This window comes from Stenotrophomonas rhizophila (assembly GCF_001704155.1).
In the GTDB taxonomy this organism is placed as follows: domain Bacteria; phylum Pseudomonadota; class Gammaproteobacteria; order Xanthomonadales; family Xanthomonadaceae; genus Stenotrophomonas; species Stenotrophomonas rhizophila_A.
This window is the reverse complement of sequence record NZ_CP016294.1, coordinates 1,099,600-1,117,209: the sequence shown is the minus strand read 5'-3', so window position 1 is coordinate 1,117,209 and position 17,610 is coordinate 1,099,600. Positions and strand designations below refer to the sequence as shown.

Below are 17,610 nucleotides of genomic sequence, written 5' to 3'. Positions count from 1 at the left end.
TTGCTTACTTCTTGCCGCCCGGCTTGGTCTCAGCCGGTGCTTCGGCGGCCGGTGCGGGTGCGGGTGCAGCGGCGGCGGCCGCACGCGGCTTGACCACGCGCACGCCGCGCGACTTCATCCAGGCGTCGAACTCATCGGCGGTCATGCGCTTGCCGTTCTGGCTCATGTCGAAGCGCCACGGGGTGTTGTCGAACTCGGTCTGCGGCTTGTAGGCAGCCGGATCGTTCGGCTTGATCGCAGGCGCACCCGGCATCGCCTTGGCGATGTTCTGGCAGCCATCGATGCGCAGGCGCTGCAGCACGCGGTCGAGCGACTGCTGCTGGTCGAAGTTGGAGGTCAGCACGCCGGCGGGCATGCCCAGCTGCACGTTGCGGATGTACAGCTCGGACGCCACCGGGGCGATCGCGGTGGCCGGCAACGGCAGCGGCTTGACGCTGGTGGCCGAAGCGGAGCAATCCACGGCTGCGTAAGCGGTGGGAACCAGGGCCAGGCCGAGTGCGGCGGCCAGTGCGATACGCAGCATGGGATGCATCCAGGTAAGAGGGTGACGCACCGAGTTTAACAGCGCCACAACGCCTTTCAAGATCCCACATTCAATGAATACGGCAACTTGTTGGATTTATTGTTGATTCCTGGCGAACAGGGCAAAAAAAAGGGCCCGGCAATGCCGGGCCCTTTCCTGAAACTGATGTTCCGGAACGATTAGTTCTGAACGTTCAGCTCGGTACGACGGTTCTTCTCGCTCTTGCAGGCCGGGAAGGTCTGCGGGGTCTGCTCCAGCGGACGGCTCTCGCCATAACCGATCGGACCGGCCAGACGGCTGGCAGCCACGCCGTTCTGGGTCAGATAGTTGTACACGGCGGTCGCACGACGCTCGGACAGCTTCTGGTTGTAGTCATCCTTGCCGCACAGGTCGGTGTGGCCAGCCACTTCGACGCGGATGTCCGGGTAACGCACCAGGATCTGGGTAGCTTCGGACAGGATCGCCACGGCGTCCGGACGCAGGTTCGACTTGTCGAAGTCGAAGTTGACGCCCTTCAGGTCGATGGAGACCGGCACCGGGCAACCGTCCGGACCGATGGTCTGACCCGGCTGCGAGTTCGGGCACTTGTCGTCGCAGTTGTTGACGCCGTCACCGTCGTCATCCAGGTCTGCGCAGCTCGGGGCAACCGGCGGCGGGGCAACAACGGCAGCAACCGGCGGCGGGCCCAGCGGGATCACGACGCCGACCGAGGCCAGCACGTCGCCGAACCAGCTTTCGTCCGCAGCGGCAATGCTCTTGTCGTCGAAGTCACCGCGGTAGGCCACTTCGGCGCGGACTGCAACGCGCTTTTCGAAGGTGGTCTGCAGGCCGACGCCGACCTTGGCGGCGAAGTTGCCGTCCTTGCGGTCACCCGGACGATCGTTCAGGCGCGAGAACTCTTCTTCCGACTTCTGGTAGCCCAGACCCATCAGCAGGTACGGGTTCCAGCCACGGCCTTCGGAGATGAAGTGGCGGCGCAGGTCGACCGAGGCGCCGTACTGGCTCCAGTTCAGGTCCTGGTTGTCGTCGAAGTTCGGGTTCTGGTAGTTCAGCTCGCCGTCCAGCGACCAGTTGGGGCTGATGAACTTGCCGAGACCCAGGGTAACGAACGGAGCGTCGTTGGTCGTACGGTCGCTATCCTGGAAGTTGAAGCCGGCCGAACCGGTCAGGTACCAGCGGTCATCAAAATCCTGCGCGGAGGCTGCCTGGGCAAACGCCAGGCCGCCCAGCAGCGCGGCAGTGAGGATCTTCTTGTTCATGTAATACAGCTCCTATTTCGGGGGTATGAAACCGGTAGAGGCATGGGCCAGCACTACTGCGTCGTTTAAGACTGCCGATTCAGCACGCCACCGCCGCGAACATTATGCTCAGGGGAGTGAAGGCGATGTTAACGGTCACGTAACATGTGAAATCAGCGACCAGACCTCCTCCGGGTCCAGCTGGTGGCACCCTATACAGGTTGGTGAACTTCCGCAAGACCCAACAATGGCAAGGCTTTTCAGGACTTTCCCAGAGTTTTCAAAGGCTCGCCACAGTATTTGATGCAGTTTGTCGCAGGCCGGCGATTCAGCTCGCAAACAGGTTCAAAAGCGACCTTATGATGACGTTGTTCATCTCCACAGGAGCTGCCATGAAAGCCGTCGGCCTCTCTCGGTACCTGCCCATCGACCACGTCGATTCGCTTCTTGACCTCGCGTTACCTGAACCCGGCGCGCCCCAGGGGCATGACGTTCTGGTGCGCGTTCATGCCGTCTCAGTGAATCCGGTCGACACCAAGCAGCGCGCGCCGCGCGCCGGTGAGGTGTCGCCCCCGCGCGTCCTGGGATTTGACGCTTCAGGCACCGTTGAAGCCGTGGGTGCGCACGTGACCGCGTTCGCTCCGGGCGACGAGGTGTATTACGCCGGCGACGTAACGCGACCCGGCAGCAATGCGCAGTGGCAGTGGGTGGATGAGCGCCTGGTGGGACGCAAGCCGACCACGCTGGATTTCGCTGAAGCCGCAGCGCTGCCACTGACTGTATTGACCGCATGGGAACTGCTGTTCGAGCGCATGCCGCTGCATTTCGATGATCGCCGCCACATTGGCCAGACCCTGCTGGTCATCGGCGGTGCAGGCGGTGTCGGTTCCATCGCGATTCAACTGGCACGCCATGCCGGCTTCACCGTGGTAGCCACCGCATCGCGTGACGACTCGGCCGAATGGTGTCGCCGGATGGGCGCCGACCATGTGGTCGATCACCGCCAGCCGCTGCCGGCGCAGCTGCAGGCGCTGGGCATTGCGCAGGTGGAGGTGGCGCTGAACCTGGCCGACACCGACCACTACTGGGAGGTGCTGGGCGAGCTGCTGGCACCGCAGGGGCATGTCGGCCTCATCGTGGAACCGCGTGGCCCGCTCCGCATCGGCGATCCCTACAAGGCCAAGTGCATCGGCATCCATTGGGAATTCATGTTCGCCCGATCGCGATTCCAGACCGCCGACATGGTGGAACAGCACCGCATCCTCAGCCGGGTGGCCAGCCTGGTTGATGCCGGTGAACTGCGCAGCACCGCGCATACCTCGTTGGGCAGCATCAATGCGGCCAACCTGCGCGAAGCCCATCGCCTGCTGGAAGGCGGCGGGGTCACCGGCAAGCTGGTGCTGTCCGGCTGGGAGTGAGCGTCGGCGCGCGCGGTGTGTGCGCGCTTTCGCCTGCATCTGTATCTGTCGGCGCGGCAGCGCGCGCCCTACAGTCAAACGCCCTGTCGATGACGCCGCCATGCCCACCTCACTGCCCCTGCGCCTGCTGCAACTGCTGATCGGCCTGTTCCTGTACGGGATGGGCGCGGCGGTGATGATCCGCGCCGCAATCGGCGTGGCGCCCTGGGATGTGCTCTCCCAGGGCATCGCGCTGCAGACGCCGCTGTCGTTCGGCGTAGCCACCAACGTGATCGGAGCGCTGGTGCTGCTGCTGTGGTGGCCGATCCGGCAGAAGCCGGGACTGGGCACGGTGCTGAACGTGCTGCTGATCGGCCCCAGCGCGCAGTTCGGCCTGTGGCTGCTGCCGGAAGTGCACGGGCTGGTGTGGCAGGTGCCGATGTTTGCCCTGGGGCTGCTGCTGGTGGCAGTCGCCACCGGTCTCTACATCGGTGCCCGTTTCGGACCGGGCCCGCGCGATGGCCTGATGACCGGCCTGCATGCCCGCACCGGCTGGCCGATCTGGCTGGTGCGCAGCCTGATCGAGGGCACCGTGCTGGTCATCGGCTGGTACCTGGGCGGCAACGTCGGCCTGGGCACCCTCGCCTTCGCGCTGCTGATCGGCCCCCTGTGCGGCTACACGCTGCCCCTGTTTGGCGTGCGCAGACCGGAGCCGGCGCCCGCCCTGCGCTGACCCTTGCGTGCAATGGCGATACGCGGCACCCTTCGCACCTACCGTACGCAAGCGTATCTTCATGTCGCCAGCCGCCGAAACTCCCGCCTACCCCCACCTGTTCGCCCCACTCGACCTGGGCTTCACCACCCTGCGCAACCGCATCCTGATGGGGTCCATGCACACCGGGCTGGAGGACCGCGCGCGCGACTTTCCGCGGCTGGCCGCGTACTTCGCCGAGCGCGCGGCGGGTGGGGTCGGGCTGATCGTCACCGGCGGCTATGCGCCCAACGTGGTGGGCTGGCTCAAGCCGTTCGGCGGCAAGCTGTCCTGGCCGTGGGAAGTGGGTCCACACCGCCAGCTCACCGCGGCGGTGCACGACCATGACGGCAAGATCTGCCTGCAGCTGCTGCACGCCGGCCGTTACGCCTACCACCCCCTGTCGGTGGCGCCGTCGAAGAAGAAGGCGCCGATCAATCCGTTCACCCCGCGCGCGCTGTCGGCACGTGGCGTGGAACGGCATATCGCCGATTACGCGCGCAGCGCGCGGCTGGCCCGCGAAGCCGGCTACGACGGCGTGGAGGTGATGGGCTCGGAGGGCTACCTGATCAACGAGTTCATCGCCCCGCGCACCAACCTGCGCGGCGATCGCTGGGGCGGCGACGCTACCCGGCGCATGCAGTTCGCGGTGGAGATCGTGCGCCGCATCCGCGAAGCATGCGGCCCGGATTTCATCATCATCTACCGGTTGTCACTGGTCGACCTGGTGGAGGACGGCAGCAACTGGGATGAGATCGTGCAGCAGGCCAAGGCCATTGAAGCGGCCGGCGCCACCCTGATCAACTCCGGCATCGGCTGGCATGAAGCACGCGTGCCCACCATCGCTACCTCGGTGCCGCGCGCGGCGTTTGCCGGGGTCACCGCCAAGCTCAAGCCGCATGTGCGCGTGCCGGTGATCGCCACCAACCGCATCAACATGCCCGACGTGGCCGAACACATCCTGGCCGGCGGCGGCGCGGACATGGTGTCGCTGGCACGGCCGCTGCTGGCCGACCCGGAATGGGCCAACAAGGCGCGCGCCGGCCGCGCACACGCGATCAATACCTGCATTGCCTGCAACCAGGCGTGCCTGGACCACGTGTTCGAGAACAAGACCGCCAGCTGCCTGGTCAACCCGCGCGCGGTGCATGAAACCGAACTGGTCTACCGCCCCACCACGGCCCCGAAGAAGGTCGCGGTGGTCGGTGCCGGTCCGGCCGGCCTTGCCTGCGCCACGGTGGCCGCCGAACGCGGGCATGCGGTCACCCTGTTCGACGCCGGCAGCGAGATCGGCGGCCAGTTCAACGTGGCCAAGCGCATTCCCGGCAAGGAAGAATTCCACGAAACGCTGCGCTACTTCCGCCACAAACTGGACGAAACTGGCGTGAGCGTGAAGCTCGATACCGTGGCCGACGTCGCCACGCTGGCCGGCTTCGATGCGGTGGTGGTCGCCACCGGCATCACCCCGCGCCAGGTCGACTTCCCCGGCGCCGACCATCCCAAGGTGGTCAGCTATCTCGATGTGCTGCTGGGCCGGGTGGAGGTTGGCGCGGAAGCGGCGATCATCGGTGCCGGTGGCATCGGCTTCGACGTGGGCGAGTTCCTGGTGCACGAGGGCCCCTCCCCCGCGCTGGACCCGGCCCGCTGGATGGCCGAATGGGGCGTTGACCCGAACTTCGAGGCACGTGGCGCGCTGGCCCGGCCGCAGCCCGAGCCCCCCGCCCGCAAGGTCTGGCTGCTGCAGCGCAGCCCGGGCAAGCCCGGCGCACGGCTGGGCAAGACCACCGGCTGGATCCACCGCGCCACGCTCAAGGCCAAGGGCGTGAAGATGCTGGGCGGCGTGGAATACCTGGGCGTGGACGACGACGGCCTGCGCATCCGCATCGATGGCCAGGAACAGACCCTGCCGGTGAGCCACGTGGTGGTCTGCGCCGGCCAGGAACCGCGCCGCGACCTGCATGCCGCACTGCTGGCCGCAGGCGTGGATGCGCACCTGATCGGCGGTGCCGATGTGGCCGCGGAACTGGATGCAAAGCGCGCGATCAACCAGGGCAGCCGCCTGGCGGCAGCGCTGTAACCGGAGTGCCGGCCGCCGGCCGGCACTCCCTGAATGGGCGAAAACGGCCCCCTTCCGAACCTGAATGTCAAGCCTTTCGGTTCAGGATGCGTTGCGAAATCCCCCCCTATCGTGCGCCAACTTTCCCGCTCACCACCCAGTTCGAGTGAGCGCGCGGCCCCCACGTCTTTCGGGTGCCGCTCCCGGGCGGCCCCGATGGCCGCCTCCCCATGACGCCAAGTCGTACACCCCGCCCCATCCCGTTGATCGGATGGACAGCCAGGTGCGGCCCATACGGAGCAAGGAGATTTATGAAACTGGCCTGGATTCTCTGGCTGTCGCAGTTGTTGCCCCAGCCGGCCGCCGATTCGCTGTGCTTGAGCACGACCGTCTACCTCGAAGCGCGTGACCAGACCCTGCGCGGCCAGCAAGCCGTTGCGGAAGTGGCGCTGCGCCGGCTGGACAGCGGGCTGTGGGGCGATTCGATGTGCAAGGTGGTCACCGCACGCAAGCAGTTCGCACCGACCATCGTGGCGCCGGGCACCCAGCTGGGCAACACCGATGCATGGGAAGAAGCCATGACCGTGGCCTTTGATGCCGAGCGCAACTGGGCGCTGCCGGAAGGCGAGCGCAAGGAAATCGTGCCCGGTGCCAGCCACTTCGCCGCGCTGTCCATCGCCAGCCCCAGCTGGCGCAATGCCTACCAGGTGGCCACCATCGGCGACCACACGTTCTATCGCGTGCAGAAACTCAAGCCACGCGCGTCGTAACGATCTGTTACGGCCATACCGTTGAGGATGCGGGGCCGGCTCTGGAATAGTGGGCCGCTTACCTTTCCTGCATCCCGACGGAGTTCCCCATGAAGCTGTACAGCAAGCCCGGTGCCTGCTCCACCGCCGACCACATCGCCCTGCAGTGGACCGGCCAGCCGTTCGAGGTGGAACTGCTCGACAAGGACACCCTGAAGGCCCCGGCCTATCTTGCGATCAATCCGGCCGGCTCGGTGCCGACCATCGTCGACGGCAGCTTCGTGCTGACCCAGAACGCGGCCATCATGGGCTACATCGCCGACAGCTACCCGCAGGCCGGCCTGGGCGGCGACGGCAGCCCGCAGCAGCGCGCTGAAGCCAACCGCTGGCTGGCCTTCGTCAACTCGGACGTGCACCCGGCGTTCTCCCCGCTGTTCGCACCGGCCAAGTTCATCGCCGATGACAGCCAGTACGACGCGATCCGCGACGCCGCCCGCAAGCGCCTGCGCGGCCTGTTCGAGACCGCCAACCGCCAGCTGGCTGACAAGCCCTGGCTGGCCGGCTTCCGCAGCTACGCCGACGCATACTTCTACATCACCCTGCGCTGGGCAGCCGGTGCCAAGGTCGACCTGGCCGGCCTGGACAACCTGGCTGCGTTCAAGACCCGGATGGAAGCCGACACCGGCGTGCAGGCCGCGCTGAAGGCCGAAGGCCTGCAATAAACGAATGTGGTGCGCGCGATCAGCCGATCTCGCGCACCACATTGCCATGCGCATCGCGCAGTGCGGTCGGCACTACTTCCACCACCAGCCCCGTGCCCGGTACGGGATAGCGCCCGCGCCCAGCCTGCACCTGCTGCTCCAGCGCATCCAGGCCCTGCGCAGTCAGCGTGCAGCGCATGCCCTCCCCGTCCTTGGCGACAGCATCGCGGTCACCGGGGGCGAACACCCACTCGTGTTCGCGGCTGACGATGGTCAACGGATTGCCATGGCGCAGGCGCAGCGGCAGCAGTTCAAGCACATTGGGCACCTGCCCCGCCCCCAGCACCAGCACGACCTGGTTGCCTTCTTCGCGCCACGCCAGGGTCTCCACGAACAGGACCGCGGTACTGGACCCTTCGCGTTCGCTGCCTTCCTGCAGTTGCCTTACCAGCGCCGGGTCATCCAGCAGGCTGGCACGGTGCAGGTCGGTGATCCACAGCGGCATGCGCGGCGCCAATGCCTGCAGCACCCCGTCGGTCGACCAGCGCTTGATCGCCGCCATCTCGTCGTCGCTCAGCCCGATCACCTGCAGGAACGCCAGTTCACCATTGGGCGTGGCCCGCGCCGGCAGCTGCGGATCGGGCATGAAGGCCAGGTGGCGCAGGCAGGTGTCGGTATCCAGCGCGATCGGACCGTTGGCATTCATGTGGTGCCCGGCCTCGAACACGTTGCCGCTGCCGAACACGTAGCGCGCCAGGTTCTGCAGCAGGTTCATCGGCCATGCCGGCGGGGTGTCCTCGCCGCTGTCGATGGCCAGGCGGAAGGTGAGCTCGAAGCCGAAGCCGCTGCTGTCAGCGTCATCGCTCTGCTTGTCGTACAGCTCGGAGAAACCGTAGGTGACGTAATGCCAGTGCGGGCGCGGCAGCTCGGCACGGTACACGCTGATGCCATCGAGCGGATCGCGCCCACCCAGCGTGTACGGCAGCGCGGTGCCGTAATGGCGCGGCTCCTGGCCGGGGTACAGCGCGGCCAGGGCCGCGTTGATGGCGTCCCAGCCCGGGGTGCCGTCGTCGTTGCCGGCGTCGAGGCTGTTGTCGATGTGTTGTTCGTCCACGCGCTGCTCCTGGCGCCCCGCAAGGACGCCAATGTACGCCATCATCGCTGCGCCGTGCCGCTCTCCTCAGGCGGGCTGCGCATCGCTGTGCAGCAGCGCGCGGGTTTCCTCCAGCCAGCGGTTGGCCAACGCGGGACTCTTCGCCTTGGACACGGCGGCGGCCATCTCCGGCCACAGTTTTTCCAGGCTGGCCGCATCGGTACAGCGCTCGATCTTGAGCTGCATGAAGTAGCCCTTCAGGCCGAGATGCCTGCGGACCGATTCGCTCATCCAGTCATACAGCTGCTTGTACAGCACCGGGTCCTGTTCGCGACCGGAGGTCAGCGCCCGTGGCGCGGCTGGCGCCAGCGCACCACCGACCACTTCGATCAGGCCCATCTCCGCCAGCTGGGCCAGCGCGTCGTCCGGCGCGCGCAGCCCGGGCAACATCGCGGTCAATTCGTTGTCATCGCGCTGACCATCAACCATCAGCAGAATGGAGCGCAACCCCGGCACCAGCCGGCGCGCGCGGTCTTCGATTTCCTGACGGCCAGCGGCCGTCTTGGCATGGATGTACGCCATGTGTTCCCCCTGTTACCTGGTCCCCCTGCACGCACGCTCCCCGGCGGTCACCGGAACCCGTACGCCCCCTTGCGGTCGTCCAGACAGCAGCCCGGGCCGCGCACGCCATCCCCGGCGTGTCGCGCATCGGACCCACAACGATCACCCCCGCAGCTTAACCGAGGTCCCGCGCGGCGGATAATGCACCGCAGCACGGGACACGGTCGCCGGGCGTCGGAGGGAGTTACCGCCCCAGCGCCCTGCGGATCTCGTCCAGCGCGCCGGGGTCGTCCAGGGTGGACAGGTCGCCCGGGTCGCGATGCTCGGCCAGGGCCTGCAGTGAACGGCGCAGCAGCTTGCCCGAGCGGGTCTTGGGCAGGGCGTTGACCAGGTGGATGTGCGCCGGGCGCGCGACCGCGCCCAAGGTATCGGTCACGCGCTTCATCATCTCGGCCACCACCGCGCTGCCATCGCCGTCGACCGCCTGCTTGAGGGTGACGAAGACCAGCGGCACCTGGCCCTTGAGCTCGTCCTTGACCCCGATCACCGCCGCCTCGGCCACCAGCGGGTGCCCGGAGATGCATTCCTCGATCTCCCGCGTGCCCAGCCGGTGCCCGGCTACGTTGATCACATCGTCGGTGCGGCCAAGGATGAAGGTGTAGCCGTCTTCGTCGCGGATCGCCCAGTCCAGCGAGCTGTACAGCAGTTCCTTGAAGTGGCTGAAATAGCTCTGGATGAAACGGTCGTCGTCGTTCCAGACCGTGCTCATGCAGCCCGGCGGCAGCGGCGGCACCATCACCAGCACGCCCTTCTGCCCGGCCTGCACTTCGGCGCCGGTGTTCTCATCGATCACCTTCATGCGGTAACCGAGGTTGGGGAAGCCCGGCGAACCGAAACGCACCGGCTTGAGGTCCACGCCCGGCAGCAGGGTCAGCGCCGGCCAGCCGGTTTCGGTCTGCCAGTAGTTGTCGATGATCGGCTTGCCCAGCGCATCGTTGATCCAGTGCGCGGTCGGCTCGTCCAGTGGCTCGCCGGCAAGGAACACGTACCTGAGTGCATCGAGGTCATGGCGTCGGATGAAGTCGGCATCGTGCTTCTTCAGCACACGGATCGCGGTCGGCGACGAGAACAACGTGCGAACGCCGTACTGCTCGCACAGCGCCCACCAGATGCCCGGATCCGGGTTGGTGGGCAGCCCTTCGTACAACAGCGAGGTGCAGCCGCCGATCAGAGGGCCGTAGACGTTATAGGAATGCCCCACCGCCCAGCCGACGTCCGAGGTGGAGAACATCACCTGGCCCGGCTTGCAGTCGAACACGGTTTCCATGGACTGCGCCATCGCCACCGCATAGCCGCCCACGTCGCGCTGCACACCCTTGGGCTTGCCGGTGGTGCCGGAGGTGTACAGCAGGTAGCTGGGTTCGCTTGATTCCAGCCACACCACCGGCACGTCCTGGTCGCCGACTTCGTCGCGCAGGGTCGCGTAGTCGACGTCACGGCCCGGCACCTTCGGCTCGGCCGGGTCCAGCCCGCGCGAGACGATCAGCACGTGCGGCGGCGGCGACTGCGCTTCGGCGCAGGCCGCATCCACCATCGCCTTGTATGGAATCACCTTGCCGCCGCGCTTGCCGGCATCGGCGGCGATCAGCAGCTTGGGCGCGGCATCGTCGATGCGCAGCGCCAGGTTGTGCGCGGCAAACCCACCGAACACCACCGAGTGGATGGCGCCGATGCGGGCGCAGGCCAGCATGGCGAAGACCGCCTCGGCCATGTTCGGCATGTAGATCACCACGCGGTCGCCGCGCTGCACATCCAGCCGCTGCAGCACGGCGGCGAACGCATTCACTTCGCGGTACAGCTCGCGGTAGGTGATTTCGCGGGTGACGTTGGTCTCGGTGGAAATGGCCACCAGCGCCAGCTGGTCGGGGCGCTCGGCCAGGTGCCGGTCCACCGCGTTGTAGCAGAGGTTGGTCTGGCCCCCCACGTACCAGCGCCGGAATGGCGGGTTGCTGTAATCCAGGACCTGCTGCGGCGGTACATGCCAGTAGATCCGGTGCGCTTCCTCGGCCCAGAACGCTTCGGGTTCCTCCACCGACCGACGGTAAACCTCTTCATAACGCATGACAGCCCTCCCAGACAAAGTCATGGGATCGAGCATAGTCCGATGGCGATGGACCGGCCGTCCGACCTTGGTCGTAGGAGGGCCCGGTGCTACCGGCTCCGGATCCGGCTTCCACCACTGATCAGCTGCTGCGCCATCGGCCGTGCGATGAAACGCGCGGGGAAGATCGGTGCCGGCGCGCTCGCCGCGTCCAGGCGTTGCAGCTGCGCATCACTGAACACGATGTCCAGCGCACCGATATTGTCCTGGAACTGCGCCAGGGTGCGCGCGCCCATGACCGGCGAGACCACGGCCGGATGCCGCAGCGTCCAGGCCAGGGCGACCTGCGAACGGCTGGCACCCAGCTCCCCGGCGATAACACCGACCACGTCGGCGATATCCAGGGCGCGCCCGGTTAGGTGCCCGGTGGACGCGATCACGCCCTTGCGCGTGGGCGATACGTCGGCGGCATTGTCGTCGGTCAGATCCGCGCGGCTGTACTTGCCGGTGAGCACCCCGCCGCCCAGCGGCGACCAGGGCAGCACGCCGAGACCGAGCGCTTCGGCCATCGGCATCAACTCGTGCTCCACGGTACGCTCGAGCAGGCTGTACTCGATCTGCAGCGCGACGAACGGCGACCAGCCGCGCAGGTCGGCCAGGGTCTGCATCTGCGCCACGCGCCATGCCGGCGTGTTGCAGATGCCCAGGTAAAGCACCTTGCCCGCGCGGACCAGATCGTCGAGCGCACGCATCACCTCCTGCGGCGATGTCGTGAAGTCCCACGCGTGCAGGTACAGCAGGTCGACACGATCGGTATCGAGCTGGCGCAGGCTGGTTTCCACGGAGCGCACCAGGTTGAGGCGGTGGTTGCCACCGGCATTGGGATTGCCCGCCTCGCGCGCCATGGTGAACTTGGTGGCGAGCACGATGCGTTCGCGCATGGCCTTGATCAGCCTGCCGAGGATGCGTTCGGCGCTGCCGTTGGTGTAGTTCACGGCGGTGTCGATGAAGTTGCCGCCACGCTCGACATACGCATCGAAGATGCGCGCGGCCTCGGCGTCGTCGGCGCCCCAGCCCCAGTCGGCACCGAAGGTCATGGTGCCCAACGAGAGCGGCGACACGCGCAGGCCGGATCGTCCGAGCAGGCGGTAGTGATTGAGGGCGGTGGTGGTCATCGGCAGGGCCTCGCGCCAGGGAAGTGCCGGGAATCTTCCGGCGGCGGCTCCGCGAGGCGATAGCCTGTGCGTCCGGCAGGCTTGCACGATCGTCCATCTCCCACGCGCCCCGCGCCGGTCGGCCTGTACCATCCAACGGCATGGACCGACTCGCTGCCTTCGTTGCCCTGCTGGACCGCCACGCGCCGTCCGACGGCATGCATGCCGTCGCACTGCCGGGGGTCACGCTGATCCGCGCCGCATCGCCGACGCTGCCCATGCCGGTGATCTACGAACCCACCGTGTGCCTGGTCGGCCAAGGCGTCAAACAGGCGCACCTGGGCGCGACCTCGTACCGCTATGACCCGCAGCATTACCTGATCGCCTCGGTGGATCTGCCGGTGATGGGCTCGGTGATCCAGGCCAGTCCCGAACGGCCCTATCTGTGCCTGCAGCTGGATCTGGACATGGCCACGTTGTCCGAACTCGCCCTCGCCCACCCGGCCGCGCCGGCGCCGGCGCCCGCCAGCGGGCTGTCGCTCAACCGCACCAGCCCGGAACTGCTGGATGCTGCGGTTCGCCTGCTGGCGCTGCTGGACGCACCGTCTGATATCGACGCGCTGGCGCCCCTGACCGTGCGCGAACTGCTGTACCGGCTGCTGCAGGGGCCCGGTGGCGGGATCCTGCGCCACATCGCGCAGGCCGACAGCCGGCTCAACCAGATCGCCCGCGCCATCGCGTGGATCAAGACGAACTTCCACCAGCCGTGCCGGATCGAACAGGTCGCCGAGGTGGCCGGCATGAGCCGCTCCAGTTTCCACCAGCACTTCAAGGCGATCACCACGCTGAGCCCGCTGGAGTTCCGCACCCGCCTGCGCCTGCAGGAGGCGCGCCGGTTGATGGTGGGCGATGCACTGGACGCGGCCAGCGCCGGCTTCCGCGTCGGCTACGAAAGCCCCTCGCAGTTCAGCCGCGACTACCTCCGCGTATTCGGCGCGCCGCCGGCGAAAGATGCAGGGCGGTTGCGCGCCGGGTAGCGGCACAAAAAAAACGCCGGGCAAGCCCGGCGTTTTTCAATGCGTACCGACCAAGGAATCAACCCAGCAGGTGGGCCACGCCGCTGCGCTCTTCTTCCAGCTCGGCCAGGGTCTTGTCGATGTACTTCTGGCTGAAGTCGTCGACCGGCAGATCCTTGACCAGGGTGTACTCACCGTTTTCGGTGGTCACCGCGAAGCCGAAGATCACGCCTTCCGGGATGCCATAGGAGCCGTCGGACGGCACGCCCATGGTGACCCACTTGCCGTTGCTGCCCAGCACCCAGTCGCGCACGTGGTCGATGGCGGCATTGGCGGCCGACGCAGCCGAGGACGAGCCACGGGCTTCGATGATCGCCGCGCCGCGCTTGCCCACGGTCGGAATGAAGGTACCGGCATTCCATTCCTGGTCGTTGATCGCATCGGCGACGGAGGCACCGTCGGCGGTGGCGAAACGGTAGTCCGGGTACATGGTCGGGCTGTGGTTGCCCCACACGACCAGCTTCTCGATGCCACCCACCGACTTGCCCAGCTTGGACGACAGCTGGCTCAGCGCACGGTTGTGGTCCAGGCGCAGCATGGCGGTGAAGTTGCGCGGGTTCAGGTCCGGCGCCGACTTCATGGCGATGTAGGCATTGGTGTTGGCCGGGTTGCCGACGACCAGCACCTTCACGTTGCGGCTGGCGACCTTGTTCAGCGCCGCGCCCTGCGCGGTGAAGATCTTGGCGTTTTCCAGCAGCAGGTCCTTGCGCTCCATGCCCGGGCCGCGCGGACGCGCGCCGACCAGCAGGGCGATGTCGGCGTCCTTGAACGCCACTTCGGCGTCATCGGTGCCGACCATGCCGGCCAGCAGCGGGAACGCGCAGTCTTCCAGTTCCATCATCACGCCGCGCAGGGCGGCCTGGGCCTTGTCGACCGGCAGCTCGAGCAGCTGCAGGATGACCGGCTGGTCCTTGCCCAGCATTTCGCCGGAGGCGATGCGGAACAGCAGGGCGTAGCCGATCTGGCCGGCGGCGCCGGTCACGGCAACACGAACAGGTGCTTTCATGGGGATTTCCTCTGCTAAGAAGCTGTGTGGGAGTGGCCACCGGGCGGGGAGAAACCTGGCGGGGCGGCCGGAAATGCGCAACGGCCTCCCGCGAGGGAGGCCGTTGAAAGGGAATTACTTGGCCGGGATCAGCTTGTTCCACTCGGCCACGCGGTCGGCCTGGGCGGCCAGGACGGCGTCGGTGTCACCTTCCAGGGTGATCGAATGGATCACGTCGCCCTGCTTGACCGAGTCCACGATGGCCTGGCCATCCAGCACCTGGCCGAACACGGTGTGCTTGCCGTCCAGCCAGTCGGTCTTGATGTGGGTGATGAAGAACTGGCTGCCGTTGGTGTTCGGGCCGGCATTGGCCATGGACAGCGAACCAATCTGGTGCTTCACGCCGTTCTTCTCGTCTTCGAACTTGTAGCCCGGGCCGCCGGTGCCCTGGCCCTTGGGGCAACCGCCCTGGATCATGAAATCGGGGATCACGCGGTGGAAGATCAGGCCGTCATAGAAGCCCTTCTGGACCAGGTTCACGAAGTTGGCGACGGTCAGCGGCGCCTTGTCGGCGAACAGCTCGACCTTGATCGGGCCTTGGGTGGTGTCGAAAGTGGCGATGAGGGACATGAGGATCCTTGATATTCGGGGGTTGTCGTCAGCCCGTAAGGATACACCGGAGGGGCGCGCGGAGCCCGCCTGACCATGGTCGAACCCACCCGGTAGCGCCGGCCGTTGGCCGGCCCTCAGGTACCCGTGTGCCCGCCAACGGCGGGCGCTACCTGAATGCGCCAAAGGTTGTTTTCGCGTTTGGCCATCAAAGCCGTATAATGATGGACTTCTTTTTCCAAATCCGGCGCCGACTGGCCCCCTTTCGCATGTCTATCGAAAATCTTCGCAACATCGCCATCGTCGCCCACGTCGACCACGGTAAGACCACCCTTGTGGACCAGCTGCTGAAGCAGTCCGGCACCCTCTCCGAGCGCACCGTGCTCGCCGAGCGCGTGATGGACAGCAACGACCAGGAAAAGGAGCGTGGCATCACGATCCTGGCCAAGAACACGGCCATCACCTGGGAAGACAAGCGCACCGGCGTCAAGAACCGCATCAACATCGTCGACACCCCCGGACACGCCGACTTCGGCGGTGAAGTGGAGCGCGTGCTGTCGATGGTGGACACCGTGCTGATCCTGGTCGACGCCATGGACGGCCCGATGCCGCAGACCCGCTTCGTCACCCAGAAGGCCTTCGCGATGGGCTTCAAGCCGATCGTGGTGGTCAACAAGGTCGACCGCCCGGGCTCGCGTCCGGATTGGGTGATCGACCAGGTCTTCGACCTGTTCGACAAGCTCGGCGCCACCAATGAACAGCTCGACTTCCCGATCGTCTACGCCTCGGCCCTGAACGGCTACGCCGGCCTGGAAGACAGCGTGCGCGATGGCGACATGACCCCGCTGTACGAAGCGATCATGCAGCACGCGCCGAAGCCGGAAGTGGACCCGGAAGGTCCGTTCCAGATGCGCATCAGCCAGCTGGACTACAACAACTTCGTGGGCGTGATCGGCATCGGCCGCATCCAGCGCGGCACCCTGAAGAAGAACATGCAGGTCGCGGTGATCGACCGTGAAGGCAAGAAGCGCAACGGCAAGGTCGCCCAGGTGCTGGGCTTCCTGGGCCTGGAGCGCATCGAGCAGGACACCGCCGAAGCCGGTGACATCGTCGCCATCTCGGGCATCCCGGAGCTGACCATCTCCGACACCCTGTGCCACCCGGACACCCCGGAAGCACTGCCGGCGCTGACCGTCGACGAGCCGACCATCTCGATGACCTTCCAGGTCAACAACTCGCCGTTCGCCGGCAACAAGGACCTGTCCGGTGGCAAGTTCCTGACCAGCCGCCAGATCAAGGACCGCCTGGACCGCGAACAGGTCCACAACGTGGCCCTGAAGGTGGAACAGCTGGAAGACGCCGACAAGTTCCTGGTCTCCGGCCGTGGCGAACTGCACCTGTCGGTGCTGATCGAAAACATGCGCCGCGAAGGCTACGAGCTGGCCGTGTCGCGCCCGGAAGTGATCATCAAGCAGATCGACGGCCAGGCCATGGAGCCGATCGAACAGCTGGTGGTGGACATCGAAGAACAGCACCAGGGCGGCGTCATGGAAAAGCTGGGCACCCGCAAGGGCCAGCTGAAGAACATGGAACCGGACGGCAAGGGCCGTGTGCGCCTGGAATACCAGATCCCGGCCCGTGGCCTGATCGGCTTCCAGAACGAGTTCAAGACCCTGACCCAGGGTTCGGGCCTGCTGTTCCACGTGTTCGACCATTACGGCCCGAAGGAACAGGGCGCCATCGCAAAGCGCCAGAACGGCGTGATGATCGCCAACGCGCCGGGCGCCACCCCCGCCTACTCGCTGGGGCCGCTGCAGGAGCGTGGCAAGCTGTTCGCTGCTGAAGGCGACAACGTGTATGAAGGCCAGCTGGTCGGTATCCACTCCAAGGACAACGACCTGACCGTCAACGCGATCAAGACCAAGCCGCTGACCAACATGCGCGCTTCGGGCAAGGACGATGCGATCCAGCTGACCCCGGCCATCAAGTACTCGCTGGAACAGGCCCTGGACTTCATCGAAGACGACGAGCTGGTCGAGATCACCCCGAAGGAAATCCGCCTTCGCAAGAAGGGGCTGACCGAAAGCGAGCGCAAGAAGGCCTCGCGCGGCGGCTGATCGGACCCTCGTGACCGACACGGCCTACAACCCGGATCCTCACAAGCATCCGGGGCTTCACCTGATCGCCTTGCTGGAAGCCAGCAAGGCGGTCCTCGCGCTGTTGGCGGCGACCGGGCTGGAAGTGCTCGGCCCGCAGCCACTGCGTGATGGGGTCAATGCCCTGATCCGGCGTTTCAGCCTGGACCCGGATCACGGCACCCTGCCCTCGCTGCTCAACATGATCAGCCCCGATGCCGTCCACCTGGCCGCTGCGGCCATGGTTGCCTACGGCATCCTGCATCTCTTCGAGGCCTGGGGCCTCTGGCGTGCCAAAGCCTGGGCATCCTGGCTGGGCTGCGTCACCGCCGGCATCTACCTGCCGTTCGACATATTCGCGATCATCCGCCACCCGGGCTGGGCCTCGTGGTCGGTGCTGGTGATCAACCTCATCGTGGTCGGCGTCCTCGCCCGCGACATCCGCAAGCGTCACGGCCAGGCCCAACCGCCGGCGTGAGTT

16 protein-coding genes are annotated in these 17,610 nt (G+C 66.5%); 8 read left to right on the top strand and 8 right to left on the bottom strand.

What is annotated here, in order from left to right:
* Positions 1 to 4: 4 nt before the first annotated feature.
* The gene (locus BAY15_RS04965) at positions 5 to 523 is read right to left on the bottom strand and encodes a hypothetical protein (protein WP_068849519.1); all 519 of its coding nucleotides are present in this window, start codon (positions 521 to 523) and stop codon (positions 5 to 7) included.
* A 179-nt stretch (positions 524 to 702) separates the two neighbouring features.
* Positions 703 to 1,782 (bottom strand): OmpA family protein, encoded by a 1,080-nt coding sequence (locus tag BAY15_RS04960; RefSeq protein WP_068849517.1) that lies wholly within the window; start codon positions 1,780 to 1,782, stop codon positions 703 to 705.
* Positions 1,783 to 2,153: 371 nt separating this feature from the next.
* Here BAY15_RS04960 and BAY15_RS04955 point away from each other — a divergent pair, with 371 nt between their 5' ends.
* From BAY15_RS04955 to BAY15_RS04935, 5 genes are all read left to right on the top strand, one after another.
* Positions 2,154 to 3,179 carry a zinc-binding alcohol dehydrogenase family protein gene (locus BAY15_RS04955; RefSeq protein ID WP_068849515.1) on the top strand — a complete coding sequence of 342 codons (1,026 nt, stop codon included), beginning with the start codon at positions 2,154 to 2,156 and terminating at the stop codon, positions 3,177 to 3,179.
* A 100-nt stretch (positions 3,180 to 3,279) separates the two neighbouring features.
* Positions 3,280 to 3,891: a YczE/YyaS/YitT family protein gene (locus BAY15_RS04950; RefSeq protein ID WP_068849513.1), complete on the top strand. Its 612-nt coding sequence runs from the start codon at positions 3,280 to 3,282 to the stop codon at positions 3,889 to 3,891.
* A gap of 61 nt (positions 3,892 to 3,952) precedes the next feature.
* Complete coding sequence (locus BAY15_RS04945) at positions 3,953 to 5,986, top strand: NADPH-dependent 2,4-dienoyl-CoA reductase (protein WP_068849511.1); 2,034 nt, start codon at positions 3,953 to 3,955, stop codon at positions 5,984 to 5,986.
* A gap of 290 nt (positions 5,987 to 6,276) precedes the next feature.
* Entirely contained in the window at positions 6,277 to 6,735 is a 459-nt protein-coding gene (locus BAY15_RS04940; protein WP_068849509.1) for a cell wall hydrolase, read from the top strand.
* A gap of 89 nt (positions 6,736 to 6,824) precedes the next feature.
* Entirely contained in the window at positions 6,825 to 7,436 is a 612-nt protein-coding gene (locus BAY15_RS04935; protein WP_068849507.1) for a glutathione S-transferase N-terminal domain-containing protein, read from the top strand.
* A gap of 19 nt (positions 7,437 to 7,455) precedes the next feature.
* On the opposite strand, the gene BAY15_RS04930 is transcribed toward BAY15_RS04935, so the two are convergent.
* The 4 genes from BAY15_RS04930 to BAY15_RS04915 form a co-directional block, all read right to left on the bottom strand.
* Complete coding sequence (locus BAY15_RS04930) at positions 7,456 to 8,529, bottom strand: suppressor of fused domain protein (RefSeq protein ID WP_237334316.1); 1,074 nt, start codon at positions 8,527 to 8,529, stop codon at positions 7,456 to 7,458.
* Between the two features lie 66 nt (positions 8,530 to 8,595).
* Positions 8,596 to 9,090, bottom strand: a complete 495-nt coding sequence (locus tag BAY15_RS04925; RefSeq protein WP_068849505.1) for a hypothetical protein — start codon at positions 9,088 to 9,090, stop codon at positions 8,596 to 8,598.
* Positions 9,091 to 9,313: 223 nt separating this feature from the next.
* Positions 9,314 to 11,191 (bottom strand): propionate--CoA ligase, encoded by a 1,878-nt coding sequence (gene prpE / locus BAY15_RS04920; protein ID WP_068849503.1) that lies wholly within the window; start codon positions 11,189 to 11,191, stop codon positions 9,314 to 9,316.
* Positions 11,192 to 11,280: 89 nt separating this feature from the next.
* Positions 11,281 to 12,345 (bottom strand): aldo/keto reductase, encoded by a 1,065-nt coding sequence (locus tag BAY15_RS04915; protein WP_068849501.1) that lies wholly within the window; start codon positions 12,343 to 12,345, stop codon positions 11,281 to 11,283.
* A 140-nt stretch (positions 12,346 to 12,485) separates the two neighbouring features.
* On the opposite strand from BAY15_RS04915, the gene BAY15_RS04910 reads away from it, so the two are divergent.
* The gene (locus tag BAY15_RS04910) at positions 12,486 to 13,361 is read left to right on the top strand and encodes an AraC family transcriptional regulator (RefSeq protein ID WP_068849499.1); all 876 of its coding nucleotides are present in this window, start codon (positions 12,486 to 12,488) and stop codon (positions 13,359 to 13,361) included.
* A gap of 58 nt (positions 13,362 to 13,419) precedes the next feature.
* On the opposite strand, the gene BAY15_RS04905 is transcribed toward BAY15_RS04910, so the two are convergent.
* Entirely contained in the window at positions 13,420 to 14,406 is a 987-nt protein-coding gene (locus tag BAY15_RS04905; protein WP_038690241.1) for a malate dehydrogenase, read from the bottom strand.
* Between the two features lie 114 nt (positions 14,407 to 14,520).
* Positions 14,521 to 15,015: a peptidylprolyl isomerase gene (locus BAY15_RS04900; RefSeq protein WP_068849497.1), complete on the bottom strand. Its 495-nt coding sequence runs from the start codon at positions 15,013 to 15,015 to the stop codon at positions 14,521 to 14,523.
* A 248-nt stretch (positions 15,016 to 15,263) separates the two neighbouring features.
* On the opposite strand from BAY15_RS04900, the gene typA reads away from it, so the two are divergent.
* Together typA and BAY15_RS04890 are read left to right on the top strand one after the other, a co-directional pair.
* Entirely contained in the window at positions 15,264 to 17,111 is a 1,848-nt protein-coding gene (typA, locus tag BAY15_RS04895) for a translational GTPase TypA (protein ID WP_068849495.1), read from the top strand.
* Positions 17,112 to 17,121: 10 nt separating this feature from the next.
* Complete coding sequence (locus BAY15_RS04890) at positions 17,122 to 17,607, top strand: DUF2127 domain-containing protein (RefSeq protein WP_068849493.1); 486 nt, start codon at positions 17,122 to 17,124, stop codon at positions 17,605 to 17,607.
* The last annotated feature ends 3 nt before the right edge of the window (positions 17,608 to 17,610 follow it).